This is a genomic window from Hymenobacter segetis, assembly GCF_038448715.1.
Lineage (GTDB): Bacteria > Bacteroidota > Bacteroidia > Cytophagales > Hymenobacteraceae > Hymenobacter > Hymenobacter segetis.
On record NZ_JBCEVZ010000035.1, the window covers coordinates 20,737 to 42,950 of the forward strand.

General features: G+C 60.7%; 20 protein-coding genes. 17 read left to right on the plus strand and 3 right to left on the minus strand.

Annotated elements, in window-relative coordinates; translation table 11 throughout:
- Window positions 1–77 precede the first annotated feature (77 nt).
- The 12 genes from AAFH49_RS14190 to AAFH49_RS14245 all read left to right on the plus strand — a co-directional run bounded on the left by AAFH49_RS14190 (window position 78) and on the right by AAFH49_RS14245 (window position 11,911).
- A complete protein-coding gene (locus tag AAFH49_RS14190) occupies window positions 78–2,357 on the plus strand; it encodes a ComEC/Rec2 family competence protein (protein WP_342299134.1) in 2,280 nt (759 codons plus the stop codon).
- A 220-nt stretch (window positions 2,358–2,577) separates the two neighbouring features.
- On the plus strand, window positions 2,578–3,384 hold the full coding sequence (locus tag AAFH49_RS14195; RefSeq protein WP_342299136.1) for an enoyl-CoA hydratase/isomerase family protein: 807 nt from the start codon (window positions 2,578–2,580) through the stop codon (window positions 3,382–3,384).
- Window positions 3,385–3,519: 135 nt separating this feature from the next.
- Window positions 3,520–4,029, plus strand: coding sequence for a sterol desaturase family protein (locus tag AAFH49_RS14200; protein WP_342299138.1), 510 nt, complete (start codon window positions 3,520–3,522; stop codon window positions 4,027–4,029).
- Window positions 4,030–4,086: 57 nt separating this feature from the next.
- Complete coding sequence (locus tag AAFH49_RS14205) at window positions 4,087–4,986, plus strand: MerR family transcriptional regulator (protein WP_342299140.1); 900 nt, start codon at window positions 4,087–4,089, stop codon at window positions 4,984–4,986.
- 228 nt (window positions 4,987–5,214) lie between these two features.
- Window positions 5,215–5,769: an RNA polymerase sigma factor gene (locus AAFH49_RS14210; RefSeq protein WP_342299142.1), complete on the plus strand. Its 555-nt coding sequence runs from the start codon at window positions 5,215–5,217 to the stop codon at window positions 5,767–5,769.
- A 119-nt stretch (window positions 5,770–5,888) separates the two neighbouring features.
- The gene (locus tag AAFH49_RS14215) at window positions 5,889–7,379 is read left to right on the plus strand and encodes a phytoene desaturase family protein (protein WP_342299143.1); all 1,491 of its coding nucleotides are present in this window, start codon (window positions 5,889–5,891) and stop codon (window positions 7,377–7,379) included.
- A 6-nt stretch (window positions 7,380–7,385) separates the two neighbouring features.
- On the plus strand, window positions 7,386–8,228 hold the full coding sequence (locus AAFH49_RS14220; RefSeq protein ID WP_342299145.1) for a phytoene/squalene synthase family protein: 843 nt from the start codon (window positions 7,386–7,388) through the stop codon (window positions 8,226–8,228).
- Between the two features lie 245 nt (window positions 8,229–8,473).
- Window positions 8,474–8,950, plus strand: a complete 477-nt coding sequence (locus tag AAFH49_RS14225) for a hypothetical protein (protein WP_342299146.1) — start codon at window positions 8,474–8,476, stop codon at window positions 8,948–8,950.
- 136 nt (window positions 8,951–9,086) lie between these two features.
- Complete coding sequence (locus AAFH49_RS14230; RefSeq protein WP_342299149.1) at window positions 9,087–9,938, plus strand: 4-hydroxy-3-methylbut-2-enyl diphosphate reductase; 852 nt, start codon at window positions 9,087–9,089, stop codon at window positions 9,936–9,938.
- 27 nt (window positions 9,939–9,965) lie between these two features.
- Window positions 9,966–10,286 carry a DHCW motif cupin fold protein gene (locus AAFH49_RS14235; protein ID WP_342299182.1) on the plus strand — a complete coding sequence of 107 codons (321 nt, stop codon included), beginning with the start codon at window positions 9,966–9,968 and terminating at the stop codon, window positions 10,284–10,286.
- Window positions 10,286–11,026 (plus strand): fatty acid desaturase, encoded by a 741-nt coding sequence (locus AAFH49_RS14240; RefSeq protein ID WP_342299151.1) that lies wholly within the window; start codon window positions 10,286–10,288, stop codon window positions 11,024–11,026. Before AAFH49_RS14235 ends, AAFH49_RS14240 begins: the two co-directional genes overlap by 1 nt.
- Before the next feature lie 303 nt (window positions 11,027–11,329).
- Complete coding sequence (locus AAFH49_RS14245) at window positions 11,330–11,911, plus strand: TetR/AcrR family transcriptional regulator (RefSeq protein ID WP_342299154.1); 582 nt, start codon at window positions 11,330–11,332, stop codon at window positions 11,909–11,911.
- Window positions 11,912–12,118: 207 nt separating this feature from the next.
- Here the strand turns inward: AAFH49_RS14245 and AAFH49_RS14250 are convergent, their stop codons facing one another.
- The 3 genes from AAFH49_RS14250 to AAFH49_RS14260 form a co-directional block, all read right to left on the minus strand.
- Window positions 12,119–12,499 carry a heavy-metal-associated domain-containing protein gene (locus AAFH49_RS14250; RefSeq protein ID WP_342299157.1) on the minus strand — a complete coding sequence of 127 codons (381 nt, stop codon included), beginning with the start codon at window positions 12,497–12,499 and terminating at the stop codon, window positions 12,119–12,121.
- Between the two features lie 87 nt (window positions 12,500–12,586).
- The gene (locus tag AAFH49_RS14255) at window positions 12,587–14,908 is read right to left on the minus strand and encodes a TonB-dependent receptor (protein WP_342299159.1); all 2,322 of its coding nucleotides are present in this window, start codon (window positions 14,906–14,908) and stop codon (window positions 12,587–12,589) included.
- Between the two features lie 170 nt (window positions 14,909–15,078).
- The gene (locus tag AAFH49_RS14260; RefSeq protein ID WP_342299160.1) at window positions 15,079–15,522 is read right to left on the minus strand and encodes a hypothetical protein; all 444 of its coding nucleotides are present in this window, start codon (window positions 15,520–15,522) and stop codon (window positions 15,079–15,081) included.
- A gap of 317 nt (window positions 15,523–15,839) precedes the next feature.
- On the opposite strand from AAFH49_RS14260, the gene mraZ reads away from it, so the two are divergent.
- The 5 genes from mraZ to AAFH49_RS14285 all read left to right on the plus strand — a co-directional run bounded on the left by mraZ (window position 15,840) and on the right by AAFH49_RS14285 (window position 22,201).
- Window positions 15,840–16,319 carry a division/cell wall cluster transcriptional repressor MraZ gene (mraZ, locus tag AAFH49_RS14265; protein WP_342299161.1) on the plus strand — a complete coding sequence of 160 codons (480 nt, stop codon included), beginning with the start codon at window positions 15,840–15,842 and terminating at the stop codon, window positions 16,317–16,319.
- Window positions 16,316–17,239 (plus strand): 16S rRNA (cytosine(1402)-N(4))-methyltransferase RsmH, encoded by a 924-nt coding sequence (gene rsmH / locus AAFH49_RS14270; protein ID WP_342299164.1) that lies wholly within the window; start codon window positions 16,316–16,318, stop codon window positions 17,237–17,239. Before mraZ ends, rsmH begins: the two co-directional genes overlap by 4 nt.
- 9 nt (window positions 17,240–17,248) lie before the next feature.
- Window positions 17,249–18,145, plus strand: coding sequence for an FtsL-like putative cell division protein (locus tag AAFH49_RS14275; RefSeq protein ID WP_342299166.1), 897 nt, complete (start codon window positions 17,249–17,251; stop codon window positions 18,143–18,145).
- Window positions 18,142–20,586: a penicillin-binding protein gene (locus AAFH49_RS14280; RefSeq protein WP_342299168.1), complete on the plus strand. Its 2,445-nt coding sequence runs from the start codon at window positions 18,142–18,144 to the stop codon at window positions 20,584–20,586. The genes AAFH49_RS14275 and AAFH49_RS14280 overlap by 4 nt, the downstream gene beginning before the upstream one ends.
- A gap of 142 nt (window positions 20,587–20,728) precedes the next feature.
- Window positions 20,729–22,201: a UDP-N-acetylmuramoyl-L-alanyl-D-glutamate--2,6-diaminopimelate ligase gene (locus AAFH49_RS14285; protein WP_342299170.1), complete on the plus strand. Its 1,473-nt coding sequence runs from the start codon at window positions 20,729–20,731 to the stop codon at window positions 22,199–22,201.
- The last annotated feature ends 13 nt before the right edge of the window (window positions 22,202–22,214 follow it).

Genomic DNA, 22,214 nt, shown 5'->3' on the forward strand with positions numbered 1-22,214 from the left:
GGCCGGGGTGAAGCTGGCTGTTTCGGCCCAAACCGCTACATTGCCAGCCCAATACCCTTTCCCTTTTCTACCCGCTAATGATTGCCTGGGCCACCTTTCCCTTCGTGCGCTACACCCCCGCACTGATTCTCGGCATCGTGGGCTACCTCTACCTCGGGGCTGACTGGCCGGAACTGTGGCCCGTTACCGCAGCCCTGTCATTAATAAGCATTGGGTTGATTTTCTGGGCTGTGCGACAGCGCACGCCGTTCTCATCCGATGCTGCCGGTCTGTTGTCGCTGCTCACCATCATTGCGCTGGGGGCCACGCTCACCCAGCGCGCCACCGAATGCCGCCGCGCCGACCACCTCTACCGTTTCGGCGATAATGTAGAATGCTACCAGGCCGTGGTGGACGAAGCCACCGTGGTACGGGCCGCCACCTACGCCACCACTCTGAAAGTGCAGGCCGTGCGCGTGGCCGGCCGCTGGCGCCGGGCCACGGGCGGCGTGCGGGTGTCGCTGCCCCGGGTGGCGGGCATTGCGCAGCCGCAGTACGGCGAGGTCTGGCTCATTCGCGGCCATCCCGACCCCAGCAAGCCGCCGCTCAACCCGGGAGAGTTCGACTACGCCCGCTATCTGGAGTATAGGCAAGTCTATCACCAGCAATACATACACCCCGACCAGTACCGGATTCTGCGGCTGGCTCCGCCTAATGTGCTGGTAGCCATCAGCATGAAAGCTGCTGCGCAACTCGATGGCGTTTTCCGGCATTATATCCATGCCAAGCGGGAGTATGCCATTGCCTCGGCGCTGGTGCTGGGCATCAAGGACGACGTGGATTTGGCCACCAAGCAGGCCTACACGGCCACGGGCACCACACACATAATGGCGGTGAGCGGCTTGCAGGTGGGTTTATTGTTCGCGGCCATGTCGTGGGTGCTGCGCAAGATGTTTGGGCGCGTGAAGGGCTTTTTGCTGTGGTCGTCGCTGGTGGGGCTGGCCGTGATTTGGAGCTACGCCTTTCTCACCGGGCTGTCGGCGTCGGTGCTGCGGGCCACGGTTATGTTCACGGTCATCATCATCGGACGGGCGCTGGGGCGGCAGGATTCCATCTTCAATACGCTGGGTGTGGCCGCGTTCGGCTTGCTGGTTTGGAACCCGTTTCTGGTGGCCGATGTGGGCTTCCAACTCTCGTTTCTGGCGGTGCTCAGCATCGTGTACGTGCAGCCCCGCATCGCCCGCTGGCTCGATGTTGAAGCGTATTTCTACGCCCGCCGCCGGCCCTGGCAGCCCAAAGCCGTGCAGTGGGCTTGGCGCGGCAGCGGCTGGTTTCTGGACAAAGTGTGGCAGGCGGTGGCGCTATCCTTAGCGGCGCAGGTGGCCACGTTTGGGCTGGGGCTGTACTACTTCCATCAGTTCCCGTTCAGCTTTCTATTTTCCAACCTTGTGGCTGTGCCCATTTCCAGCGGAGCGGTTTATGTGGGGCTGGCTTTATTAGCGGTGAAGGGAATTATGGCCACAATTGGCCTGCTGCTGCCCGCCGGCGCGGCGTGGTGGCTCGACTTGCTTCCCCGCGCCGTGGCCCAGGTATTTGAATGGATGGTCTGGGCGTTCAACGAATACATCTTCCTGATAAGCCGCTGGTTCTCCGGCTGGGTGGTGCGCGATATCCACGTTTCGGCCCTGCAAACGGTGTTGCTTTTCGGGATAATCGGGGCCGGCCTGGCCTGGCTGAATACCCGCCGGCTGGGCTGGCTTCGCGGCATGGCGCTGCTGTTATGCTGCTACGGCGGCAGCCGCGTGGCCGAGGCCCGAGCCGTAGCGCCCACCGAGGAATTTATCGTGTACAGCATTCCGCGCCGCTCGGCGGTGGGGTTCTGGCAGGGCGCGGCGGCCGAGTTCGTCACGCCCGACTCGTTGCCGCTCACCGAAACCGAGCGCACCTACCGCCTGCTGCCGGGCATCATCAGGCGGGCGGCGCGGCGCACGGCCTACCGCGTGGGCTGGCGCGGTTGCACCGTGCCCGTGCAGCGCCTCGCCGACCCTGATAGCACGAACGAGAAGCTGTATTTCAAGCCCGGCCCGGTGGTGTTAGCCCGTTGGCGCGGCCTGCGGGTAGCCTTCGTCTCCAATCGCATTTCCACCGCCACCAAGCCCGCGCCCGTCGATGTGCTGGTGCTGCGCCGCAACGCCCGCCTCAAGCCCGAAACCGTGGCTGCCGTCTTCGGCCCACGGGTGCAGGTGGTATTCGATTCGAGCTGTAAAATCTGGTACGTGGCCCGGCAGGATTCCCTGTTGCGCGCCCAAGGCTTCCGCACCTGGGACGTCACGGCGCGGGGGGCTTTTCGGTGCGCGCCGCCGTTGGCCGGGCGGTAGGGTGGGGCCCGTAGGCAACCGCCGACCCCAGCTCTTCCGAGTTAGAGCTAGAATGGTCAATGGACCAGTAGTCAATGACTTTCAACGGTTCTACCGGGTGCTTGGTCGAGCAAGGCAGTCCATCCGTACATTTTTTGCGTTAATTGCCTTGGAAGATGCCACCTTTCTCCCGCCGGCGGCATCCCAGCTGTAACCATCCGTCCGCGCCAATACCGCCCCTATGGAAAACCTGCTCACCCCCGAACTCGAAGCCCTTCGCTACATTCAGTACGAAGCCCAGGACCGCATTGGCTACATCACCCTCAACCGGCCCGACAAGCGCAACGCCCTGAACGCCGACGTGGTAACCGAGCTGAAACAGGCGTTTGAGTTCGCCGAAAACGACGAAGACGCCAAGGTTATCGTGCTGCGCTCGGCCGGCGAGGTGTTCTGCGCCGGGGCCGATTTGGCCTACATTCAGGAGTTGCAGGGCTACGGCTACACCGACAACTTGGAGGACAGCACGCACCTCATGCAGCTCTTCCACCAGATTTATACCCTCAAAAAAGTCGTCATCGCCCAGGTGCAGGGCCATGCGCTGGCCGGTGGCTGCGGCCTGGCCGCCATCTGCGACCTGACTTTTGCTGTGCCCGAGGCCAAGTTTGGCTACACCGAAGTAAAAATCGGCTTTCTGCCGGCCATCGTGAGCGTATTCCTGCTGCGCAAAATCGGCGAGTCGCGCACCAAGCAGTTGCTGCTCACCGGCGACCCCGTTTCGGCCCAAACCGCCCTCGACATGGGCCTCATCACCTTCCTGGCCCCCAAGGCCGAGTTGGCCGAAAACGTGCACACCTTCGCCCAGCGCCTGTGCCGCGAAAACTCGGCCCAGAGCATGGAAGTAACCAAGGAAATGCTGGCCCACCTGCCCGAGCTCGACCTCGAAGAAGGCCTGCGCTACGCCGCCCAGCGCAACGCCGAAGCCCGCGGCTCGGAGGATTGCCGCAAAGGCATTGCCGCCTTCCTCAGCAAAGAAAAGATTGGCTGGTAGGCTGCTCCGGGCCTTGCCGCTTCCCACGGCCCTCAGGAAAGTAGTATCTTGAACGCCGCTTTGGCCCGAAATGGACCAGAGCGGCGTTTTTACGTTTCCGGCAAACAACTTTTTCTCCGCAACGGTTACCTCCGCATGACAGCCCTGGCCGCCATTGGCATCACCCTTAGCACCTTCGGATTCATGGAATTCTGGGCGTGGTTTATGCACAAATTTGTGCAGCACGGGCCGCTGTGGTTTTTGCACCGCTCGCACCACGTGCGCCACCCGCACCCGGTGGAGCGCAACGACCTGTTTTTTCTGATTTACGGGGGCATTTCGGCCGCCCTGTTCATCACCGGCGACAATGGCGGGCGCTGGTGGTTTTGGGTGGGCGTGGGCATTGCCTGCTACGGCACGGTGTATTTTTTCGTGCACGATGTATTGATTCACGGCCGGTTACGCTTCTGGAAAAAGTCGCAGAATACCTACCTGCGGGCCCTCAACATGGCCCACAAAACCCACCACAAAACCACGGGCCGCGACGGCTCAGCTGAGTTCGGCCTGCTGTGGGTTTCGCCCAAATACCTGGAGCTGGCCCGAAAGCAGCACCAATTAAAAATGAAAGAGAAAATTAAAAATGACCCCCGAGCCGCCGAATTCTAGTCCGGATTCTGCGTGCTGATTTTTAATTCTCAACTCAATAAGTTTTTAATTACCCCAATGGGCCACTTCTCCATCAGCGACTTAGAGCAGCTTTCGGGCATCAAGGCGCACACCATTCGGATGTGGGAGCAGCGCTACGGCCTGTTGCGCCCGGTGCGCACCGCTACCAACATCCGCACGTATTGCGACGATGATTTGCGCCGCCTGCTGAATGTGAGCACGTTGTGCGGGCGGGGAAAGCGCATTTCGCAGGTGGCTTGCCTCAGCGATGCCGAGATTCAGGCGGCCGTGCTGGCCTGCTGCAACGATTCCCACGACTACCATCAGCAGGTGAATGCCCTGCTGGCCGCCATGCTGAGCTTCGATGAGCAGCGTCTCAACCACCTGCTCAACGAAGCCACCGCCTGGTTGGGCTTCGAAAAGATGATGCTCTTTGTGGCATACCCACTCCTGCAGCGCATTGGCCTGATGTGGCTGGCCGGCACGGTAAACCCCGCTCAGGAGCACCTGCTGGCCCATTTGCTGCGCCAGAAACTGCTAGCCGCCACCGATGCCCTGCCCTGCGTGCCCACCTCGGCCCGCCGCTGGGTGCTGTTCCTGCCCGCCAATGAGCTGCACGAGCTGGCGCTGCTATTTATGAACTACGCCCTGCGGGCGCGCGGCCAGCACACGCTCTATTTGGGCCAGAACCTGCCCACCGCCGAGTTGCACGCCGTGTGCGAAACCTACCAGCCCGATGCCGTTGCCACGGTACTAACCTCGCAGCCCGAGCGTGGCAAAGTAGGGGAGTTTGCCCGCGAAGTGGCCGCAATGTGCGCCGATAAGCTGGTGGTGCTCTACGGGCCACTGGCTCGGCAGGAAGGCCTGGAACTACCCAAAAACTGCGTTGCACCGGAGTTAATGACTGATTTTCTGGCGCTGGTGGGTGAGCATGAGCCCGAGCCGGTGGCGGCCTGAAGCGGGCAATCTGGTTGGCGGCGCACTCCGTAGGTGAGCCCGAAAACTTCACAAAAACATCACGGGCTTTCGGGGAAATTCGTCGGGCTGAAACCGAGGTCGGCCGTACCTTGCCGCGCCTATGGCGAAAAGTAGGCGTGCCGAGCAAAATTCTTTAGGCCCGGACTAGCCGGATTAGCAGCCGGCTCGTATATTTGTTTAACAAATGGTCACGAAAAGCTAAACAGCATGAATTCGCTCGAATTTACCTCGCAAGTGCAGAAAATTTCGCTGACGCTCCGGCCCGCCGCCATGAATTTGACGCGAGACGCTGACGACGCCAAAGATTTAGTGCAGGAAACCCTCCTCAAAGCCCTGCTCAATAAGGACAAGTTTAAAGCCGGTACCAACCTGAAGGCGTGGTTGTATACCATCATGCGCAACACCTTCATCAACAACTACAACAAGATAACCAAGCGCAGCTCCAACATTGATTCGACGGAGTATTTCCAGTATTTCAACACCGACCAGAACTACATCACCCACAACGGCGCCACGTCCGATTTTGTGGTGCGCGACATCAACGAGGCCATTTCCAGCCTCGGCACCGACTACCGCACGCCGTTCATGATGTACTACATCGGCTACAAGTACATGGAGATTGCCGAGAAGCTGCAAATACCGATTGGTACCGTCAAAAACCGCATCCACATCGCCCGTAAGGACCTGAAATCGGCCCTGCATGTGTACGCCCCGGTAGGTGCCTCGGCCGTTACCGATGCCGCCGAAACCATGGAAGACTAAACTTTGCCGCGCCCGCGCGGTGGCCGCCGGCCTGCTGCTGCATTTGCGGCGCTGGGCCGGCGGTTTCTTTTTGGGCGTACTTCGCCTGCCTGTTTAACTGATTTCGTTCCTGTTTGCTCTTGCCTTCCAACACCGCTAATACAAAACACGCTGTCGTCATCGGGGCCGGCTTTGCCGGGCTGGCGGCCGCCACCACGCTGGCCCAGGCCGGCTGGCGCGTCACCATCCTCGAAAAAAATGAAGGCCCCGGCGGGCGGGCGCGGGTATTTCACGCCCAGGGCTTCACTTTTGATATGGGTCCGAGCTGGTACTGGATGCCTGATGTATTCGAGAAATACTTCGCCCGCTTCGGCAAGAAAGTGGCTGATTATTACGAATTAATTCGCCTTGACCCCTCGTATCAGGTGATTTTTAAAGGGCCGGAAGCCGTGGATATTCCGGCCAAAATGAGCGAGTTGCGGGCGCTGTTCGAGCGCTACGAGCCCGGCAGCGCCGCCCGCCTCGATGAGTTTCTGAAGCAGGCGGCGTATAAGTATGAAGTCGGCATCAACCGCTTGGTGTACGCACCCAGCCGCTCCATTTTCGAGTTTGCCGACCCAAAGCTGCTGGTTGATATGGTGCGCATGGATGTGCTGCAAAGCATGCACAAGCACGTCCGCCGCTTCTTCAAAGACCCGCGCCTGCTGGAGTTAGTGGAGTTTCCCATCCTCTTCCTCGGCGCTACTTCCGAGAATACGCCCGCCCTCTACTCGCTGATGAACTACGCCGACCTAGCGCTGGGCACCTGGTACCCGAAAGGGGGGATGCACAAGATTGTGGAAGGCATGGTGCGCCTGGCCGAAGAGTTGGGCGTAAAAATCGAATACAATCAGGAAGTGACGGAAATCGTGGTCGAAAATGGCCGCAGCACCGGCGTGCGCACCGCCAGCGGCTTTTTTTCGGCCGATGCCGTGGTTGCCGGAGCCGACTACCACCACATCGAGCAGCAGGTGCTGAAACCCGAGTTTCGCCACTACGACGAGAAATACTGGGAATCCCGCGTGATGGCCCCGTCCAGTCTGCTGTTCTATCTCGGCGTGAATAAAAAACTCGACAAGCTGCGCCACCACAACCTCTTCTTCGACGAGGACCTGACCCAGCACGCCCGCGAGATTTATGAGCAGCCGCAGTGGCCCACCAAGCCGCTCTACTACGCCTCAGTCCCCAGCAAAACCGACCCCACCGTGGCCCCCGAAGGCCAAGAAAACCTGTTTCTGCTCATCCCCGTGGCCCCCGGTCTCACCGACGACGAAGCCACCCGCGAGCGCTACTACAATCTGCTAATGGACCGTCTCGAAAAGCACTGCGGCCACAACATCCGCGACGCGGTGGTGTTCAAGCGCAGCTACGCCCACCGCGACTTCATCGCCGACTACCATAGCTTCAAAGGCAACGCCTACGGCTTGGCTAATACGCTGAAGCAGACGGCCATTCTGAAGCCTACGCTCAAGAGTAAAAAAGTGGCAAATTTGTATTTCACGGGCCAGCTCACCGTGCCCGGGCCGGGCGTGCCGCCTTCGCTCATTTCGGGGCAGGTAGTGGCGGGCGAAGTGCTGAAAGAGAACCAATAGAACGTCATGGACCACGTTAAACTCTTCACCGACACCAGCCTGGCCTGTAGCAAGCTCATCACGGGGCGCTACAGCACCTCGTTCACGCTGGGCATCCGCACGCTCGATGAACGGCTGCACCTGCCGGTGTACGCCGTATATGGCTTCGTGCGCTGGGCCGATGAAATCGTGGACACCTTCCACGACTACGACAAGGCCGCGCTGCTGGCCGATTTCCGCCGCCAGACTTATGAGGCGCTGGATACCAGGCTGAGCTTCAATCCGGTGCTGCACGCTTTTCAGCACGTCGTGCATCGGTATCGGATTGACCGCGAGTTTATTGAGGCCTTTCTGCACAGCATGGCCCTCGATTTGGAGGACCAGCACTACCACCCGGGGCTGTATCAGGAATATATCTACGGCTCGGCCGAAGTGGTGGGGCTGATGTGCCTGCGCATCTTCTGCGACGGCGACGATGCCATGTTTGAGCGGCTGCGCGAGCCGGCCCGGCGGCTGGGCTCGGCGTTTCAGAAGGTGAATTTCCTGCGCGATATCCGCTCCGACTACGAGGACCGGGGCCGCGTGTACTTCCCCGGCGTGGTCTATTCGCGCTTTAATGACGCGACCAAAGCCGAGATTGAGTCCGACATCAAAGCCGACTTTGAGGCGGCTTACGCGGGCATTCAGCAGCTGCCGCGCTCGGCCAAGCTGGGCGTGTACCTGGCTTACGTGTACTACCTCAAGCTCTTCTATAAAATAAAGAAGCTACCGGCCGCCCGCATCCTGGGCGAGCGGGTGCGCGTGCCCGATAACACCAAGCTGCTGCTGCTGCTGGGCTCGTATTTCCGCTACCGGCTCTCGCGCATCTGAGGCGGTTTTTGGGCGCGGCTTTTGTATAAAGTCAGTCGTTTGCGGCCTTACGCCGTATTTTTGCTGATATGCGAATTCCCAAGGTTCTGTTTTTTGCGGTTATTGTAGGGGTTGGTTCGTCGTCCTCGGCGGCCGATTTGCGTAGTAGTGCCCGGCGCGCCGGCGGTGCGCCGCCGGTTTTCAAACATACCCATCCGGCCGCTAAAGCATTACGTCCCTTCTCATCCAATCTCACCTCCCATACTGTGTCCTCGACTTCCCCTTACCATCCAGCCATTTTGCGCCGCCACTACGAGCAGGCCGCCGCCGACAAAGCCGCCGGTGAAAAATTCTACAAGCTGCTGGCTGATTATCAGGACCGTGACGCGTTGGTATTGGGCTACAAAGCCGCTTCCGAAGCCATCCGCGCCCGTGATGCGTCGATGTTTAACAAGCTCACCTACGTGCAGGACGCGGCCAAAACCTTCGAGCAAGCCGTGAGCCTCGACCCGCAAAACCCCGAAATCCGCTTCCTCCGCTTTTCGGTCGAAAGCAACCTGCCTGCCTTCCTCGGCCTGAGCAAGCACATCGACGAAGACAAGGAAATGCTGCTCAACGCTGCGCTCAACCATCCCGGCACTGGGCTCGACGCCGAAGCATTCCGCACGGTGCGCGGCTTTCTGGTAGGCCGCGGGCACGTGAGCGAGGATGAGGCCCAGCGCCTGAGCAAAGTGAAGGAGTAGAAATGCCGCATAAGCTGAAGCTTATGCAGTGCTTTCGGCATGGTGCAAACTGAATTAAGCCCGGCTGACGTATTTTCGGTAATAACCAGCCTGTTCTCCGCAACCTTGCGGGGGGCTTCGTGGTTTGTTTTGGCGTATGCCCTTCCTGCACCTCAGCGTTCGAATCGACCCCAACTCCGGCTTTTGCTTCGGCGTGATATACGCCATTCAAATGGCTGAAGACCTGCTTGATGAGCAGGGCTATCTCTATTGCCTGGGCGATATCGTGCACAACGACGAGGAAGTGCAACGGCTGGAGGCGCGCGGCCTGCGCATCATCTGCCACGAGCGGCTGGCCGAGCTGCGCGATGAGGCCGTGCTCATTCGGGCCCACGGCGAGCCCCCGGCCACTTATCAGATGGCCCTGGAAAACAACCTGACCCTGATTGACGCCAGTTGCCCGGTGGTGCTGAAGCTGCAAAACCGCATCAAAACCAGCTACGACAAAAAGGAGCAAATCTTCATCTACGGCAAGCACGGCCATGCCGAAGTGCTGGGCCTATTGGGCCAGACGAGCGGCAACGCCGTGGTGTTCGAAAGCCTTGATGAGCTATTGAGCCACGAGCTGCCCGAAAATATTACCCTCTACAGCCAGACCACCAAAAGCACCAACAGTTTCTACAATATTAAAAATCAGTTGGAAACGCGGGGCTACCAGGTGAATGCCAATGACACCATCTGCCGGCAGGTGAGCAACCGCGACAAGGACCTGCGCCGCTTCGCCGCTCAGTACGACCAGATTGTGTTCGTGTCAGGCACCAAAAGCTCCAATGGCAAGGTGCTCTATCAGGTCTGCCTCGAAACCAATCCGCAAACGCACTTCATCTCCAACGTGGCCGAAATCGACGCGGCCTGGTTCCAACCGGGGCAGTCGGTGGGCATCTGCGGGGCCACCAGCACCCCGATGTGGCTGATGGAGCAGGTGCGCGAGCAACTGCTGAGCCTGTAGTCAATTTTTTGCCAAGCCATGCAGATAATGGATTTGCCGTTTGGGGTTACTAATTGGGCCGAGGTTGCCGGGGAAAAGCACTCGGGCACGACTGGCGTGGCCACATGGCGAACCCGGCAGTTTGGCCCGGTGCGGGTGCGTATGGTAGAATACAGCCCCGACTACCTGGCCGACCACTGGTGCCAGAAAGGACACTTTCTGCTGGTGACAGCTGGTGAGTTGGTAACGGAGCTGGCCGATGGTCGTGTCTTCACGCTCACGCCGGGCATGAGCTACCAGGTGGCCGATGGGGCGGAAGCCCATCGCAGTAGTACGGTTATCGGAGCCACTCTTTTCATCGTTGACTGATGGAAGCGCTGGCAACATCGGTTCCTTCTGTGGCGGCCATCCGGCGCGTTGCTCCTGCGCCCGTCGGCACTACCGGCGTGGCCATTGGCGGGCTGATTGTGGTGCTGTGGGCGGCGCTGGTGGGCTTTCTATTGGCGCGGTACCAGCCCGATTGGCATTCGCCCGCGCCCTACCTGCTGGCGTTGCTGCAAACCCACCTCTACACCGGCCTGTTCATCACTGCGCACGATGCCATGCACGGCGTGGTAAGCCCCAACAAGCGCCTGAACAACGCACTGGGTACCTTGGCCGCCGGTCTGTTTGCCTACAACTGGTTTCCCGGGCAGCTGCCCAAGCACTATGCTCACCACCGCCACGTGGGCACCCAGGAGGACCCCGATTTCCACGACGGCCGCCACCCCGGCTTCCTGCCGTGGTTCCTGCGCTTTGCCTGGAACTACGTGACCTGGTGGCAAATACTGTTGATGGCCGCAACCTACAACGTCCTCAAACTCTTCTTCCCGCAGGCCAACGTCATCGCCTTCTGGATGATACCGGCAGTGCTGGCCACCTTGCAGCTGTTCTTTTTCGGCACCTACCTGCCGCACCGAGGCGAACACGCGGCCGACAACCCGCACAAGTCGCGCAGCCAGTTCCGGCACCACTTGTGGGCGTTTGTGAGCTGCTATTTCTTTGGGTATCACTACGAACACCACGACCAACCGTATTTGCCCTGGTGGCGGTTGTGGCGGGCAAAATAAGGACCACAGATTGGCCCGGTTTTTTCGGATTCTACGGATTTCGTAGTTGGCAGGCGTTCGGTTTTGCACCGGGCACGGCAAGGCGGTTGAACGATGTACCGGGCCGGTTGGGGTTGAAAAGTGGCCCACCCGTAGATTTTTACCGTTGTCGGGATACGCAGAATGCCACCAAACGCGTTCTGGAAGCGTCTTATAGGCGGGCACCATCAGCGGTTGCTCATTTCTCTATTGTCAGCCATGTTCATGCCATCCATTGCCTTAGCCGAGCCACCTGTTGTGCTGGACCGTTCTCACACCGTTGCAATGGCGCAGACGCTATTCTTTCAGGCAGGCATCGCGTCCGTGTCGATGGCCGACGTGGCCGCCCGCCTCGACCAACCCGAAAGTGCCATCCTCGCCGAGTTTCCGGCTGGCAAGGCCGCGTTGGTACAGGCCGTGCTGGAAGGCTACGGCCGCCAGATGCGCGCCGAACTGGAGCAACTGCGTCGGCAATGCTCTACTGCTGTCGAAGAACTCCTGGCGGTGCGGGTGCTGGTCAACCAGAAAATGGCGCAAGGCAACACGGCCTTTTTTCGGGATGCCGAAGCACTGTACCCCGCCGTGTGGCAACAGTGGCAGGCGCAGCGCAACGCCCACATGTTCGCTTATGTACGGGCCAATTTATGCCAGGGCATTGCCCAGCAGCTTTACCAGGAAGGCCTCGACGTGGATTTCTTGGCGCGCCTCTGGCAGCAGCAGATGCGTAACCTCCGCACCGCCGATGCCGAGTTTCTGTCTCCCACCCAGATGCACCATACCTTGGTCGCGCATTTCCTGGCCGGAATCGTAACGCCCGCCGGGGCCTACGTGACCCGTCGGTTGCAGGAAGCAGAACCCTTTTATTAAACCAAACCACGGATTGGCTGCGCCGAACTTCGTTTCGCTCGGATTTTTCGGATTTCGCGGACGATTTGCAAGCGGTTTAGAAATTTCTGCTCAATAAAAAAGCCGCTCAGCAAAGCGGCTTTTTTGTTCTAGTAAGGATGCGTCCACAAAATCTGTGGAATCCGAAAAATCCGAGCGAAACGAAGTTCGGCGCAGCCAATCCGTGGTCTAGTGAACCGCGTTGGTCTTCTTGCAGCAGTCGGGCAGGCGGTTGTAGGCGCGGGCGTCGGCAGTGAGCTCGTCGGCGTCGTAGCCAGTTTTTTGCACGGCGGTGCGGAGGGCGGCGGGAGTAGTTTTGTCGGCCTTATAGGTCACGGTGAGGACTTTGGTAGGCACATCCAGCACGGCGCTTTGCACGCCTTTCTCATAGGCGAGGCTTTTTTCGATGCGGGCTTTGCACATATCACAAACGGCCGAAGTTTTGAACTGGGCCGTGGCTATGCCGTTGGTGGCGGCTTGTGCGGCGGCAGGAGCAGTCTGCGCTTGAGCGCTGGGGGAGAAGCTGAGCAGCGTGAGCAACGAAAGCGAAAGCGGGAGGAGGGATTTCATAGTTGAAAATTAAAAGCGAGTGACGACAGCTCTAACAAAATTGCTGCCGGAAAAATTGATTTTTGCCAGCCTAAGCTTTTGGTGTAGCTACTCAATGCGGTAGCGCAGCCCGGCGTAGGTCAGGCGGCCGTAGACCGGCCCCCACACCATAGCGGCGTCGAACGTCGGCCCAAACGGGTTGGCCGCGCCTTCGATGGGGTTGGGCTGGCGGTAGTTGGTAAGGTTTTCAACCCCTGCGTACACTTCCAGACGCTTGAAAGCCCGTGTGAGCTGAGTGTTCAGCAGGGCGTAGCGCGGGGCTGTTTCTGGAGCGTACACTTGGCCCGTGCCGTGGGCGTGCTCGCTCGTGACGTGTGCCAGCGCCCGTTGCCCGAACCACTGCACTGTGAAATCGGCCCGCCATTTATCGAAGGCACTGGCGTAGCCCAGGTTTAGGAAGGCGCGATGGGCAGGGGTGAGGGGCTTAGGTAACAGGCTGTTTTCGTAAGTGGTACGCACATCCAGATATTTATATGCGCCTTTCACTTGCAGCCCTTTCACTGGCTCTACCTGAAGCTCTGCTTGCAGACTGCGAGCGAAGGAGCGACCACCCGGCGACAGGTTATCAATGGAAATAATACCGGGCGCGGTGTACATATCGGCCACCACCTGGTTCACAAACTCAGTGTGGTAGTAGTCGAGAATGAAGGTGGCCGGGTGGCCCAGCGCCGTGAAATATTGGGTGGCGCTGCCGCCCAGGTTCCAGGCCTTTTCGGGCCGCAGGTTGGAGCCGATGACGAACTCGCGGGCGCTGGCCAGCATGGCGGCATTGTCGGCAATGGGGTTGGCCACGCGGAAGCCGCTGCCGGCGGCAGCACGCAATACCGTGTTTTTCAGCACGTCGTACTTCATGTTGAGGCGCGGGGTGAGCTGCCAGCCGTAGAGGTTGTGACGGTCGGCGCGCAGGCCAGCTACTACGGTCAGGTTGCGGCTGTTCTGGTAGGTGTACTCGGCGAAAGCACCGGGCACCAGCTCGCGGCGGGTGCGGTGCTCGCGGGCTTCCACGGCGGCCGGCGTGTCGGTGAGGTAGCTGCGGCCGGCGGTCAGGCGCTCGTCGTAGTTGTCATACAGGAAGCTCAGGCCGGTGCGGTACACATGCGCCGTGTTACCCAACGCGCTCTGAAACAGCAGCGTGGCCTGGCCGGTGCGCTGGCTACCATCGTAAGCACGCGAGGTGCGGTTATCGACAAAGTAAAACGGCAGGCTCGGGTCGTGGTCGGTGTGCAGGGTCTGGTAGCCGTAGGAATACCGGGAAGTAAAGTCGTGGTCGGTGCCGGTCAGTAGCAGGCCCAGGCTCTGGAAGGGCCGCGCGGGCCAGGTGTAGGAGGTTTTGGCATAGCCGGTGTATCGGGTGGTGGCCTGCGTGGTGCCGTAATTCTGGGTGAACGCGGCTTCGCCGGTATCGCGGAAATCGAGCTGGCCGCCCTGGCGGGTTTCGCGCAGCGCGCCCAGTCCCACCTCGCTCACGATGCCGTGGCCCGAGATGTACTTCCACTTATTGAAGGCGTTGAACTGCGTGGCCAGTGGCAAATCCAGGAAGCCGTCCTTGTTGCGGTCTACGCGGTTGCCCAGATGGTCGGTGTGCAGCAGCAGCAGCGTACTCCACTTCGGGTTGATGCGGGCCGAGGCGTTGAGGTTGACATCAAATTTACCCAGGTCGTTAGCGTAGGCATTGAAGAGTAGCTGGTCGGTTTTCTCCGGCTCCTTCAGCTTCACATTCACCTGCCCTGAAATGGCCTCGTAGCCATTCACCACCGAGCCCGTCCCTTTAATGATTTCGATGTTCTCAATCCACGGCCCGGCCAGGTAGCCCAGGCGGTAGGGGGCGGCCAGCCCGCGCAGGGCCGGCTGGTTGTCCACGGTCAGCAGCGAATAGCTGCCATCGAGCCCGAGTAGTTGAATCTGCTTCGCGCCCGATACCGCATCCGAAGTCGTGACTTCCACCGAGGCGTTGGTTTCGAAGCTCTCGGCCAAGTTGCAACAGGCCGATTTAGTGAGGTCGCGGCCCGAAATCATCTGCACGTTGGCCGGCGTGAGGGAGGAGTAGGCCGGGGCGCGGTCTGTCACCACTACTTCGCCCAACTCGGCTCCGGGGCGCAGGGCCACCCGCAAATAGGGCGCGCCGGTAGACGGCACTGCCAGCGTATCGGGCCGGTAGCCCAAGGCCTGCACCACCAGCCGCGAGGCCGCCCGCGCCGGCCGCACCAGCACAAAGTGCCCGGCCGCATCCGAAGTAGCCGTGATAACCGGCGCGCCTGCGTCGGCCGCATCATAGAGCCAGCGCAGCACCGCGCCGGGAAGGGGAGTGCCCTTGCCGGTCTCCGTAACCTCGCCGCGCACCGGCGCAATGGCCGCCGATTGGGCGGCCACTTGCCCGGTGGATAGCCAAGCCGTGAGTAACGCAGGTACTAAAATATGCGGAAAAATTCCGCTGATATGTCGCATAATATCTGAAAGTTAAGATTTTCTGATGAATTGCCGCTGCAAGTAGCCGCGACAGCTTCCGCTGCGGCCGATGCAGCAGGGGGAAATCAGAAATCTTAGACTTCCAGGGTGCAGACAAAGGCCAGCAGCGCCCGGCCTCCGAGGGGTGGGGGTGAGGCATCGGCCGCAAACCAACGCGGTCCAGTAACGGCCAACGAAAAAGTGTCGGCAGTTGAAACTGGCCAGCTCAGTGGTGGCACAATAACCGACATCGCCGGAACCGGCACCAGGATTTTGGCGGCCAGCTCGTGCACCGGGCTGCTCAACTTGTGCTCGTGCTTGCTGAAATCGCAGCAGCCATCGGCAGCTTTGGGCGTAGCCGGGGCCAACTCGCCCATGCAGCCACGCAGCTCGGCCCGGCCGGCTACCGAAATGGCCACGGTGCTCTGCCCGCTCATGCGGCAGGTCAGGCGCTGCACCGTGAGGCCCACCGAGGTGATGAGCACCAGCACGGCCAGCAGAACACTGACGAGGCGACGGGACAGAGAATGAGGACGCATGACTCCTGCAAAGGTACGGCCCGATACAGGTTGTCCGGCGTGCGAAATCCGGCCGGGGCAGGTACAACATCTGGGGCCGGCAGCCCGCAGCCATTTTGAGCGATGCCCACCAAAAATGGCTGCCACTTTGGTAAAGTCAGGTGCAAGGCCCGCTTTGTTGAATTTGCTGAGGAGTAGAAACGCAGAAAAAACCGGTTTTAAACGCTCCAAAGGCCTTTTTGCATTTGTGGTAGGAAATGGTAAATCGTGGTTGGTTTTCGCAGGGCTTCCCGTACATTTGCTAATGTCGCCGCTTTCCCACCCGGCCTCCCGTGCCCATGAACCTGCTCTCCGGCGAATACGAATGCAAGCTCGACCCTAAGGGGCGGCTGGTATTGCCGGCCAAAGTGAAGGGCAACCTGCCCGAGCAGTCGGGCAACCAGCTGGTGCTGGTGCGCGGTTTCGAGCCCTGCCTGGTGCTGTACCCACGCGCCGCCTGGCGCGTCATCCACGAGAAGGTGATGGCACTGGACGAATTCAACGAAGAATATCGCCAGTTTCAACGCAATTTTTTTCGGGGCATGACTGAGGTGGAGCTCGATAGCATCAATCGTTTCATGCTGCCACGCAGTATGTTGCGCTACGCCGGCATCGAAAAGGAAGCCATTATCGTGGGCTTGGGCAACCGCTGCGAAATCTGGGACCCGGCCCGCTACGACGAGTTCCTCATCAAAGACCAGCAGAGCTTTAGTAAGTTGGCACAGAAATTTTTATCCGTTGAAACCCCGCCGCTCGCCGGCCTGGCTGCCAAAGCATGAGCGAATACGATAACGACCAGGCCTACCACCGCCCCGTGATGCTAGCCCAGTGCCTGGCTGCCATGGACTTACAGCCCAATGGCCGCTACGTCGACGTCACCTTTGGCGGGGGCGGCCATTCGGCCCGCATCCTTGAAAAGCTGACCACCGGCCATCTCTACAGCTTCGACCAGGATGCTGACGCAGAGGTAGAAGCCATCAAGCTGGCCTGCCCGCAGTTTACATTTGTAAAAGCCAATTTTCGGGATTTGTTCGCTGAATTACAGCAGCTTGGCGCGTTGCCCGTTGATGCCCTGCTGGCCGACCTCGGCGTGAGCTCGCACCAATTCGATACGCCTGAGCGCGGCTTCTCAACCCGTTTCGACGGCCCATTGGATATGCGAATGGACCCCGATGGCCCGCTGACGGCCGCCGACATTCTCAACGATTACAAGGAAGCCGACCTACACCGCATTTTCGGGATGTACGGCGAAGTGACCAATGCCCGCACCCTAGCGGCCACAGTGGGCGCGGCCCGGCGCGGCCGTCGCCTCGAAACCATTGCTGAGCTTAAGCAGGCCATTCAGCCCTGCACGCCGCGCGGCAAGGAAAATAAGTACCTGGCCCAGGTTTTTCAGGCCCTGCGCATCGAGGTGAACCAGGAAATGCAGGCCCTGCAGGAGATGCTACTGCAAACCGCCGACGTGCTACGCCCCGGCGGCCGGCTGGTGGTGATGAGCTACCATTCGCTGGAAGACCGGCTGGTGAAAAATTTCATAGCGAAGGGCAAATTTTTCGGCACGGTCGAAAAAGACTTCTTCGGCAATGAAAGCAAGCCCTTTGAGGCCGTGAACCGCAAGCCCGAAGAAGCCGACCCGGCCGAAGTAGCGCTGAACAGCCGCGCCCGAAGTGCTAAATTGCGGGTTGCAATCCGAAACTAGACCCTGCCGATGGCCGCTAATACACCTCGTCCTGTCGATGCCCCGCGCCGCGCCAACGTGCCGCGTCCGGTTGCTGCGCCCGAGCCGGAGGTAGCGCCCGCGCCCCCCGTGGCCGAGTACGTGGCTCCCGAGCCCGAACCCGCCCCGGCCCCCGCGCGCAAACGCGAGAAGCGCCGCCGTGAGCCCGCGCCCGAAACGGCCCCGCGCAGCTCGTGGAGCTTGTTTTCGCTGCTTGACCGCGCCACGAGCGTGGACGGGCTTTTCCGCGAGGGCCTGCCGGTACGCTTCCTGCCGCACCTGCTTTTTGTGATGCTGCTGGTGCTGCTCTACATCGGCAACACGCACTATGGCAACCGCATGAACCGCAATATTCAGCGCCTCAAGCAGGAAACCGAAGACTTGCGGGCTGACTACACCACCCTGAAATCGGACTATATGGAGGCCAGCAAGCAAAGCGAGGTGGCCCGCAAAGTGGCCGCCATCGGCCTGGTGGAAAGCTCCTCGCCGCCCTTCCGCATCACCGTGCCGGCCGGTCACCTCGACGCGGCTGAACTGGAGCTGATGCCCGTGCTCACGGCCGATACCCTGGCCGCCCGCGCCGACCGCGATTCCACCGCCGCCCTGCGTGCCGACCAACTGGCCGGCCGCAAGCGCCCCGCCGACGGCTCCGACGTGGACAGCGGCCCCGAAATCATCGCCCCGCCCCAAGCGCTGGAAGGCGATTCGATGCCGGTAGCACCCGCGCCGCGCCGGGAAACTGCCTCGCCTCGGGCCGCTCAAGCAGCTACTGCTAAGCGCAACAGCAAGCCGAATAAGCCCGACAATAAGAATAAGGCACAAAAAGGCACAAGTTCGCATAAGAAACAATCGGCAGATAAGCAGACCGTTAAAGCTCATTCCCGATGAAAGGCAGCGTTAAAAAGTCGATAGTTACGCGGGTGCGGCTGGCCTTTCTGGGGGTAGCCGTGTTTTCGGGTGCCATTTTCTGGAAGGCAACCAAGATTCAGTTTCAGGAGGGGGCCAAGTGGCGGGCTTTGGAGCAGGAGCGGCGCATCAGCTACCAGTCGGTGCCCGCCACGCGGGGTAATATTTACTCTGATAATGAGAGTATTATGGCTACTTCGCTGCCGTTTTACCGCGTGGCCTGGGACCCGGGCGTGGTGGAGGACGGCGTGTTTAAGGCCGGAATTGACTCGCTGGCCTGGCATCTGTCGCATTTCTTCGGCGACCGTAGTGTGCAGGAGTACCGCCGCCGGTTGGTGAACGCGCACTCGGCCAAGCAGCGCTATATCCGCCTCAACTCGCGTCAAATCAACTTTCAGGAGAAGAAGCTGATGGCGACCTGGCCGGTATTCCGCGAGAAGCGGAACCGGGGCGGGGCCATTTTTGAGAAGGTGGACAAGCGTTTCCGGCCCTTCGGCGGGCTGGCGCAGCGCACCATCGGTTTCGTGAATGAGGACCATCACGGCGCGGGCCTGGAGTACACCTTCGAGCAGAGCCTGGCCGGGAAATCGGGTGAGGCGCTGTTTGAGCGCGTGCCGGGTGGCATCAAGCCCGTGTACGACGGTACCGAAATCAAGCCCTTGCCGGGCTACGACGTGAAAACCACGCTCGACATCAACCTGCAGGACGTGGCGGAGAATGCCCTCTACAAGTCGCTGGTCGATAACAACGCCCAATATGGCTGCGTGATTCTGATGGAAGTGGCGACCGGCGAAATCAAGGCCGTGGCCAACCTGGGCAAGGCTTCGGACGATACTTATAAGGAAGACTACAACTACGCCTTTGCCGACCAGGGCCGGACGGAGCCGGGCTCCACCTTTAAGCTGGCCTCGATGATGGCCTTGTTTGAGGCGCACCCTGAGCTGACGCTGGACGACGTGGTGGACACCGGCAATGGCCGGATGTACGTGGGCGGGGCCGTGAAATCGGATTCGCACGGCTACGGCCGCATCACGGTGCAGCAGGTGTTTGAGAAGTCGAGCAACATCGGCGTGGCCAAGCTGGTCGACAAGTATTTTTCGGGTAATCCTACCGAATACACTGACTACCTGAAGAAATTCGGGCTCAACAAGCCGCTGGGCTTCCAGATGGCTGGCGAGGCGGTACCCTACGTGAAGGATACTAAGGACAAAAGCTGGAGCCGCACTTCGCTCACGACCATGAGCATTGGCTACGAGCTAAAGTTGGCTCCGCTTCAAACCCTGTCCCTCTACAATGCCGTGGCCAATGGTGGCGTGAAGGTGCAGCCTATGATTGTGCGCGAAATCAAGCAGGCCGACCAGGTGCTGCAGCATAACGAAACCAAGGTGCTGAACCCCAAAATCTGCTCCGATGCCACGTTGGCTAAATTGAAGTCGATGATGGAAGGGGTGGTGACGGCCGGCACGGCCCGCAGCATCCGGCCCAAGGACTACAGCATTGCCGGCAAAACCGGTACGGCCTGGAAGTTCAAAAATGGCCAGTACACCAAGACGTATTCGACCAGCTTCTGCGGCTATTTCCCGGCCGATAAACCGAAGTATAGCTGCATCGTGGTGGTCGACTCGCCTCGCAACGGCCGCATCTACGGAGCCGACGTGGCCGCGCCGGTGTTCCGCGAGGTGGCCGACAAGTGCATGGCCCGCGACTTGCTGAGCCAGCGCCCCCTGCTGGCCAAGGCCCGCCTGAACAAGAGCCACGTGCCACTGGTACGCGCTGGCATGAACGACGAACTGGCCCTCGTATGCCAGAAGCTAGGCTTGGTGGGCAACACCCAGGCCACCGGCGGCGAGGAGTGGGTACGCGGTGCTTCCGATACCGCTTTCCACGCCCGTACTGTGGCGCTGGTGGTGAACCCCGTGCGTCCCAACCGTGTGCCATTGGCCCGAGGCCTAAGCCTGCGCGATGCCTTGTTCCTGCTCGAAAACCGGGGGCTGTACGTGCGGGCCGTGGGTTCGGGCCGAGTGCGCGAGCAGTCGCTGGCCCCGGGCTCGCCCATCAAGCGCGGCGACTTGATTACGCTGACCCTCGAAGAATCTGGTCCCCGCATCGCCGCGCCCGTGGCCCTGCCGGAGCCCGAGCACACCGACCTAGCCGAAAACAAGCTGCTGGTGCCGGTTGATATGGAGCCTGCCAAAGCCCGCAAGTCTTTCGCCGATGGCGAGAAAGCCCACGTCCAGCCCGCCGTAGCCGAGCGGTCGGCCGGCGTGAAGCCGAATGCCAAAGCCAGCAAGCCCACGGCCAAGCCTGCAGCAGCAACTAGCGGAGCAAAAGCTGCTGATAAATCCAAAGACACCCGCCAACCCGCTGCGGGCAAGAACCTCAAAAAGCCCGCGCCGGTCAAGCCCGCCGTGCGCCGCGCCTAATTTCCAAAGAAAGCTAGTTACACCTGCCGCTTTAGCATCCGGCAAAACCATTGACAATCCATCTAATCCCCAAAGTCGTCAGGCTCCCCTCTCTTGGGGAGAGGGGCCGGGGGTGAGGTTCCGAACGTCCGCGCAACTACTCATGATTTCCCTGCCGCTCTTTTCCCTGCTTACCGACGTGAACGTGCTCGCCCAGCACGGCCCCACCGACGTGCCCATCACCGGCCTTACCCTCGACTCGCGCGAAGCCGGGCCGGGCGTCGCTTTTTGCGCTCTGCGCGGCACGGCTACCGATGGCCACAAGTTTATCGAAGGCGCGGTGGAAAAGGGCTTGGCCGCCGTTATCTGCGAAGAACTGCCGGCCGTGCTGAACCCTGCCACGGCCTACGTGCTGGTGGCCGACTCGGCTGAGGCATTGGGCCACATGGCAGCGGCCTTCCACGGCCACCCCTCGCGCCAGCTCACGCTGGTGGGCGTGACGGGCACCAATGGCAAAACCACCTGCGCCACGCTGCTGCACAAGCTGCTGCGCGAGCTCGGCTACCACGCCGGCCTGCTGAGCACCGTACAGAACCAGATTGACGAGGAAGTAATCCCCGCCACCCACACCACGCCCGATGCCATCCGCCTGAATGCGCTGCTGGCCCGCATGGTAGCCGCCGGCTGCACGCACGCCTGCATGGAAGTGAGCAGCCACGCCGTGGCCCAGCACCGCATCACCGGTCTGCGCTTCGCAGGTGGCATCTTCACCAACCTCACCCACGACCACCTCGACTACCACGGCACCTTCGACAACTACCTGAAGGCCAAAAAAGCCTTCTTCGACGCGCTACCCAAAACTGCCTTCGCCCTCACCAACGCCGACGACAAGCGCGGCCCGGTGATGCTGCAAAACACCGCCGCCCGCCGCGCCACCTACTCGCTGCGCGGGGCCGCCGACTTCCGCGCCAAGCTGGTGGCGAATGAGGTCCACGGCCTGCACCTCGAAATCGACGGCCGCGAAATCCTGTTCCGCCTCATCGGCGTGTTCAACGCTTACAACCTGATGGCTGTGTACGGCGCGGCCGTGCTGCTAGGGGAGGACCCCACCGAAGTCCTGACCATCCTCTCGGGCCTGACCACCGCGCCCGGCCGCTTCGAACCCGTGGTATCGGGTACGCAAAGCATCACCGGCATCATCGACTATGCCCACACGCCCGATGCGCTGGAAAACGTGCTGCAAACGCTGCACGAAATCCGCCAGCCCAGCCAGCACATCATCACGGTGGTGGGCTGCGGCGGCAACCGCGACGCCGCCAAGCGCCCCATCATGGCCAACCTGGCCGCCCGGCTTTCCAATAAGGTCATCCTCACTTCCGACAATCCCCGGTTCGAGGACCCCGCCGAAATCCTAGCCCAGATGCAGGCAGGCGTAACCGCGCCCGATTCGGCCAAAGTCCAGACCGTGCCCGACCGCCGCGCCGCCATCGAAGCCGCCGTGCGGCTGGCCGGCCCGCACGACATTGTGTTGGTGGCCGGCAAGGGCCACGAGAATTATCAGGAAATTCGCGGCGTGAAAACGTCCTTCGACGACAAGCTGGTGCTTGCCGAAACTTTTGCCGCGCTGGGCAAATAAGCCCCACCGCTAA

Bases quoted from the DNA above. Each gene is read 5' to 3' on its own strand.
- AAFH49_RS14200 (WP_342299138.1), top strand. From the start codon at position 3,520: ATGACAGCCCTGGCCGCCATTGGCATCACCCTTAGCACCTTCGGATTC.
- AAFH49_RS14205 (WP_342299140.1), top strand. From the start codon at position 4,087: ATGGGCCACTTCTCCATCAGCGACTTAGAGCAGCTTTCGGGCATCAAG.
- AAFH49_RS14280 (WP_342299168.1), top strand. From the start codon at position 18,142: ATGAAAGGCAGCGTTAAAAAGTCGATAGTTACGCGGGTGCGGCTGGCC.
- AAFH49_RS14220 (WP_342299145.1), top strand. From the start codon at position 7,386: ATGGACCACGTTAAACTCTTCACCGACACCAGCCTGGCCTGTAGCAAG.
- rsmH (WP_342299164.1), top strand. From the start codon at position 16,316: ATGAGCGAATACGATAACGACCAGGCCTACCACCGCCCCGTGATGCTA.
- AAFH49_RS14210 (WP_342299142.1), top strand. From the start codon at position 5,215: ATGAATTCGCTCGAATTTACCTCGCAAGTGCAGAAAATTTCGCTGACG.
- AAFH49_RS14240 (WP_342299151.1), top strand. From the start codon at position 10,286: ATGGAAGCGCTGGCAACATCGGTTCCTTCTGTGGCGGCCATCCGGCGC.
- mraZ (WP_342299161.1), top strand. From the start codon at position 15,840: ATGAACCTGCTCTCCGGCGAATACGAATGCAAGCTCGACCCTAAGGGG.
- AAFH49_RS14260 (WP_342299160.1), bottom strand. From the start codon at position 15,522: ATGCGTCCTCATTCTCTGTCCCGTCGCCTCGTCAGTGTTCTGCTGGCC.
- AAFH49_RS14195 (WP_342299136.1), top strand. From the start codon at position 2,578: ATGGAAAACCTGCTCACCCCCGAACTCGAAGCCCTTCGCTACATTCAG.
- AAFH49_RS14250 (WP_342299157.1), bottom strand. From the start codon at position 12,499: ATGAAATCCCTCCTCCCGCTTTCGCTTTCGTTGCTCACGCTGCTCAGC.
- AAFH49_RS14275 (WP_342299166.1), top strand. From the start codon at position 17,249: ATGGCCGCTAATACACCTCGTCCTGTCGATGCCCCGCGCCGCGCCAAC.
- AAFH49_RS14245 (WP_342299154.1), top strand. From the start codon at position 11,330: ATGGCGCAGACGCTATTCTTTCAGGCAGGCATCGCGTCCGTGTCGATG.
- AAFH49_RS14190 (WP_342299134.1), top strand. From the start codon at position 78: ATGATTGCCTGGGCCACCTTTCCCTTCGTGCGCTACACCCCCGCACTG.
- AAFH49_RS14235 (WP_342299182.1), top strand. From the start codon at position 9,966: ATGGATTTGCCGTTTGGGGTTACTAATTGGGCCGAGGTTGCCGGGGAA.
- AAFH49_RS14230 (WP_342299149.1), top strand. From the start codon at position 9,087: ATGCCCTTCCTGCACCTCAGCGTTCGAATCGACCCCAACTCCGGCTTT.
- AAFH49_RS14285 (WP_342299170.1), top strand. From the start codon at position 20,729: ATGATTTCCCTGCCGCTCTTTTCCCTGCTTACCGACGTGAACGTGCTC.